Source organism: Pseudorhodobacter wandonensis (assembly GCF_001202035.1).
GTDB classification, from domain to species: Bacteria; Pseudomonadota; Alphaproteobacteria; order Rhodobacterales; family Rhodobacteraceae; genus Pseudorhodobacter; species Pseudorhodobacter wandonensis.
The window spans coordinates 2,501-7,639 of record NZ_LGHT01000002.1 but is presented as its reverse complement, the minus strand read 5'-3'; the positions used below and the strand labels follow the sequence as shown (position 1 = coordinate 7,639).

General features: G+C 55.0%; 3 protein-coding genes, 1 tRNA gene and 2 rRNA genes. 1 reads left to right on the top strand and 5 read right to left on the bottom strand.

All coding sequences use genetic code 11. From position 1 onward, the window contains the following. Both tnpA and AKU79_RS19595 read right to left on the bottom strand, forming a co-directional pair. Positions 1-335 (bottom strand): IS66-like element accessory protein TnpA (tnpA, locus tag AKU79_RS19600; RefSeq protein ID WP_082223849.1); only part of this gene is annotated, 335 nt, incomplete at its 3' end. Between the two features lie 53 nt (positions 336-388). Then, positions 389-667, bottom strand: coding sequence for a hypothetical protein (locus tag AKU79_RS19595; RefSeq protein ID WP_050521560.1), 279 nt, complete (start codon positions 665-667; stop codon positions 389-391). Between AKU79_RS19595 and AKU79_RS18765 the strand changes: the two genes are divergently transcribed. Next, the gene (locus tag AKU79_RS18765) at positions 626-1,696 is read left to right on the top strand and encodes a recombinase family protein (RefSeq protein ID WP_231580059.1); all 1,071 of its coding nucleotides are present in this window, start codon (positions 626-628) and stop codon (positions 1,694-1,696) included. The two genes, AKU79_RS19595 and AKU79_RS18765, sit on opposite strands and share 42 nt — an antisense overlap. On the opposite strand, the gene AKU79_RS00065 is transcribed toward AKU79_RS18765, so the two are convergent. From AKU79_RS00065 to AKU79_RS00055, 3 genes are all read right to left on the bottom strand, one after another. Continuing rightward, positions 1,653-1,729: transfer RNA gene (locus AKU79_RS00065), tRNA-Met, on the bottom strand. The genes AKU79_RS18765 and AKU79_RS00065 overlap by 44 nt on opposite strands. Before the next feature lie 104 nt (positions 1,730-1,833). Beyond that, positions 1,834-1,948, bottom strand: a 5S ribosomal RNA gene (rrf, locus tag AKU79_RS00060). A gap of 181 nt (positions 1,949-2,129) precedes the next feature. Continuing rightward, a 23S ribosomal RNA gene (locus AKU79_RS00055) occupies positions 2,130-4,962 on the bottom strand. Between the last annotated feature and the right edge of the window lie 177 nt (positions 4,963-5,139).

The window sequence follows — 5,139 nt, the reverse complement described above, 5'->3', positions numbered from 1 at the left end:
TCATAGGCACCTATGATCCTCAGCCGGTGGCCTCCGGCGACATCAATCTCAATCGTGCCTTGCCCGGACTTGGGGTCAGGCGGCGGGACCGTGTATTCAGTCCGGGGACGGTCAACAATCTCAACTGGTAAGAAACAGGGTGCCTCAACCGCCACATCTTCAACGGCGTCAGGAGTGGGCGCATACCGGGGATCACGCAACCACTTGAAAATCATGTTCGCATTCATCGCATAGCGCCGCGCAACCTGTGCCACTGACACGCCCGCTGCTGTCGTCTGAAAACAGATCGACCGCTTCTCTTCATCCGTCCAAAGTCTCTTCGCCCGACGCGCCATTCGCTGCCCCATAGTGTCCGCTATCCTAAGCGGACACTATCGATTACACTCTCTCAGCGGCAGAGCAGGCAGACCGGACGCTTACGCTCTTTCTCAAAGACCTCGCGGCCAAGACACATCGCGGCTTGCGCGGGCGCGTCGAAGCGGGCCTGTCTGGAGGTGGCAATAGCTACGGTTATGATGTGGTGCGCCGTCTTGGACCGGACGGCATGCCCGTTACCGGCGAACGCACAATCAATGCCGACCACGCCGCCCTGATCCGCAGGATATTTGCGGAGTTCAGCGACGGCGTGTCCCCCAAGGCCATCGCCCGACGGCTGAATGCAGAACATATCCCCGGTCCCCGTGGCAAGCCGTGGCGCGACACTGCCATTCGCGGCCACCGTACTCGTGGCACAGGGCTGCTGAACAATGAGCTCTATATCGGACGCCTGATCTGGAACCGGCTGCGCTACATCAAGGACCCGGAAAGTGGACGCCGTGTGTCCCGGCTCAATCCGCGCGAGCAGTGGATAATCACCGAGGTGCCAGAGATGCGGGTCGTCAACGATGCGCTATGGGCGCGCGTCAAGCGCCGCCAAGGCGAGATCGATGCCACTCCGCGCGTGCAGGCAATCAAAGAAACCCGGTTCTGGGAGAAGAAGCGCACAACCCATTTGCTGACGGGCCTGCTGCGCTGCGGCTGCTGCGGCGGTGGCTTTGCCGCAGTCGGCAAGGATTACCTCGCCTGTTCTGCCGCGCGCAAGCTTGGGACCTGCACCCAAAGGCGCTCGTTCAAGCGCAACGAGCTCGAAGCAGCTGTCCTGAACCTGTTGCGTGAGCGCTTGATGCGCCCCGATGCTGTGGCTGCCTTCGTCACATCCGTCAGCCGTGAGATGAATGCCGGACGCGCCGAGGAGGGTGCTATACGCGCGCGCCTTGAAGCGGAACGACGTCAGGTCACCCGCCGTCTTGACGGGCTCTATGATGCCATCGCCGACGGCTTGCGCACAGCAGGCCTCAAAACCAAACTCGAAGATTTGGAGGCAAGGCTTGGCATGATTGACACCAAGCTGGCGGCACCTGCGCCATCACCGGTGCGTCTACATCCGCGGTTGAGCGAGATCTATCGTCGGAAGGTGGAGGAATTGTCAGCAACGCTCACCGATCCCGAGATCCGACCGATGGCGCTGGAAACTATTCGCGGGCTGATCCAGTCGGTGACGATCCACGAGACCGACAGCGGCGTGAGGATTGATCTAGAAGGGGCGATCACAGCCCTTGTAGGACTGGCCCAACCCGGTGCCGACGCAGTTATTAATGCTGGTTCGGTTAAAGTGGTTGCGGGAGTAGGATTTGAACCTACGACCTTCAGGTTATGAGCCTGACGAGCTACCGAGCTGCTCCATCCCGCGCCGATTTGGGTCATCGCGATTGCGTAGGGCCCATTGGTACCCCAAAATATTTTTGTTTTGGGGATTTTGTTTGTATCGTTTTGAGAGGTTACGTTTCTTACTAGGTTTGGCGGTGACCTACTCTCCCACGTCTTAAGACGCAGTACCATTGGCGCGACGGCACTTAACGGCCGAGTTCGGGATGGGATCGGGTGTTTTGCTCGCGCTATGACCACCAAACCGAGAAAGAAACGCATCCCTGATGTTTGTCAGGGATTACAACATCAGTGGTTAGTTTATGCGACTAACCAATGTTCCATGTTTTTACACTGCCGTCACTTTGTGACGTAGTGATGTTTGCTTTTGAGTTGTTTTCCGAAGCAGGGGTCGTAGCCGAAGCTTAACCTTGCTGTTTCTGGATCAAATCAAGCCTATCGAGCAATTAGTACCAGTCAACTGAATGCGTTACCGCACTTACATCTCTGGCCTATCGACGTGGTGGTCTTCCACGGCTCTCAAGGGAGATCTTGTTTTGAAGGGGGCTTCCCGCTTAGATGCCTTCAGCGGTTATCCTGTCCGTTCATAGCTACCCAGCACTACCATTGGCATGATAACTGGTCCACCAGTGGAACGTTCACCCCGGTCCTCTCGTACTAGGGGCAACTCTTCTCAAATCTCCTACACCCACGGCAGATAGGGACCGAACTGTCTCACGACGTTCTAAACCCAGCTCACGTACCTCTTTAAACGGCGAACAGCCGTACCCTTGGGACCTGCTCCAGCCCCAGGATGAGATGAGCCGACATCGAGGTGCCAAACGATGCCGTCGATATGGACTCTTGGGCATCATCAGCCTGTTATCCCCAGCGTACCTTTTATCCGTTGAGCGATGGCCCTCCCACTTGGGACCACCGGATCACTATGACCGACTTTCGTCTCTGCTCGACTTGTCAGTCTTGCAGTCAGGCTGGCTTCTGCCATTGCACTCAACGAGCGATTTCCGACCGCTCTGAGCCAACCTTCGCGCGCCTCCGTTACTGTTTAGGAGGCGACCGCCCCAGTCAAACTACCCACCACGCAGGGTCCCGGATCCGGATAACGGACCGCGGTTAGACATCAAGAGTAAGAAGGGTGGTATCTCAAGGAAGGCTCCACGAGGACTGGCGTCCCCGGTTCGATGCCTACCACCTATCCTGCACATCTCAATCCTGATGCCAGTGCGAAGCTATAGTAAAGGTGCATGGGGTCTTTCCGTCTAACCGCGGGAAGTGTGCATCTTGACACACAGTTCAATTTCGCTGAGTCCACATTTGAGACAGCGGGGAGATCGTTACGCCATTCGTGCAGGTCGGAACTTACCCGACAAGGAATTTCGCTACCTTAGGACCGTTATAGTTACGGCCGCCGTTTACTGGGGCTTCAATTCAGAGCTTGCACCCCTCCTTTTAACCTTCCAGCACCGGGCAGGCGTCAGACCCTATACGTCGTCTTACGACTTCGCAGAGCCCTGTGTTTTAAGTAAACAGTCGCCACCCCCTAGTTTGTGCCCCCTACCCAGACTTGCGTCCGAATAGGGCCTCCTTCTCGCGAACTTACGGAGGCATTTTGCCGAGTTCCTTAAATGTGGTTCTCTCAAGCGCCTTGGTATTCTCTACCAGTCCACCTGTGTCGGTTTAGGGTACGGTCTTATAGACGGGCTATTTCCAGGGACCTCTGAGCAGCCCACCCAATCCGATAAGGGCAAACTACCTTTGAGATCCGTCACCACGTCACGGCCCAGGAATATTAACCTGGTTCCCATCGACTACGCCTTTCGGCCTCGCCTTAGGGGCCGGCTTACCCTGCTCAGATTAGCTTTAAGCAGGAACCCTTGGACTTTCGGCGAGAGGGTCTCTCACCCTCTTTGTCGCTACTCATGTCAACATTCTCGCTTCTGATCTCTCCACCGGATGCCTTACAGCCCGGCTTCACAGAAAGCACATTGTGTCCGTAATGACCGAAGTCACTAAAGACACAGCGTCCTATATCACAGAACGCTCCGCTACCACGTGCATTGCTGCACATCCTGAGCTTCGGCTCGTAGTTTGAGCCCCGTTACATCTTCGCCGCAGGACAGCTTATCTAGACCAGTGAGCTGTTACGCTATCTTTAAAGGATGGCTGCTTCTAAGCCAACCTCCTGGTTGTTTTGGCCGTCCCACATGCTTTCCCACTTAACTACGAATTAGGGGCCTTAGCTGCAGGTCAGGGTTGTTTCCCTCTTCACGACGGACGTTAGCACCCGCCGTGTGTCTCCCGGATAGTACTCATTGGTATTCGGAGTTTACTTAGACTCAGTAAGGCTGTGGGCCCCCATCATCCATGTAGTGCTCTACCCCCAATGGTATTCGTCCGAGGCGCTACCTAAATAGCTTTCGCGGAGAACCAGCTATCTCCAGATTTGATTGGCCTTTCACCCCTAGCCACAAGTCATCCAGACCCTTTTCAACGGGTGTTGGTTCGGACCTCCAGTAAGTGTTACCTTACCTTCATCCTGCTCATGGCTAGATCATCTGGTTTCGGGTCTGATCCCACAAACTCTGTCGCCCTTTTAAGACTCGCTTTCGCTGCGCCTACACCTAACGGCTTAAGCTTGCATGTGAGACCAAGTCGTTGACCCATTATACAAAAGGTACGCCGTCAGGACTGATGTCCCTCCGACTGCTTGTAGGCGTCCGGTTTCAGGTACTGTTTCACTCCCCTTGTCGGGGTGCTTTTCACCTTTCCCTCACGGTACTGGTTCGCTATCGGTCAGTAAGGAGTACTTAGCCTTCGGGGGTGGTCCCCCGATCTTCGAACAGGATTTCACGTGTCCCGCCCTACTTAATATGTCCCATGGAGCTTCGTATACGGGGCTGTCACCCTATATTGCTGGCCTTTCCAGACCATTCTACTCACTCTTCTGGGCTCGGCTGGTCCGCGTTCGCTCGCCACTACTAGCGGAGTCTCTATTGATTTCCTTTCCTCCGGGTACTTAGATGTTTCAGTTCCCCGGGTTTGCTCTAAAACCCCTATGTATTCAGGATTAAAGTACCTGGTTCAGCCCATTATAAATTACCAAAGGTAATTATAACAAACTGTCAGGTGGGTTTCCCCATTCGGAGATCTATGGGTCAAAGCCTATTCCCGGCTCACCATAGCTTAACGCAGGGTATCACGTCCTTCATCGCCTCTTACTGCCTAGGCATCCACCAAACGCCCTTTTCGCGCTTGATTTGATCCAGAAAGAGCAAGGTTCTAACCCAAGGGTTAAAACTCATTCCTTCCGGTGCCGCCCCGAGAAGGGCAGCCAAGCTGTAAACCTCGCGGTCTACAACGTGTCAAAAGCTGTATACTTTCCCATGCTTCGATCCTCGTAAGAATCTTAGCGGTTAGTGTACTAGACTTGGAACA

Coding starts and splice junctions, on each gene's coding strand:
- AKU79_RS19595 (WP_050521560.1), bottom strand. CDS start 667: ATGTTCTGCATTCAGCCGTCGGGCGATGGCCTTGGGGGACACGCCGTC.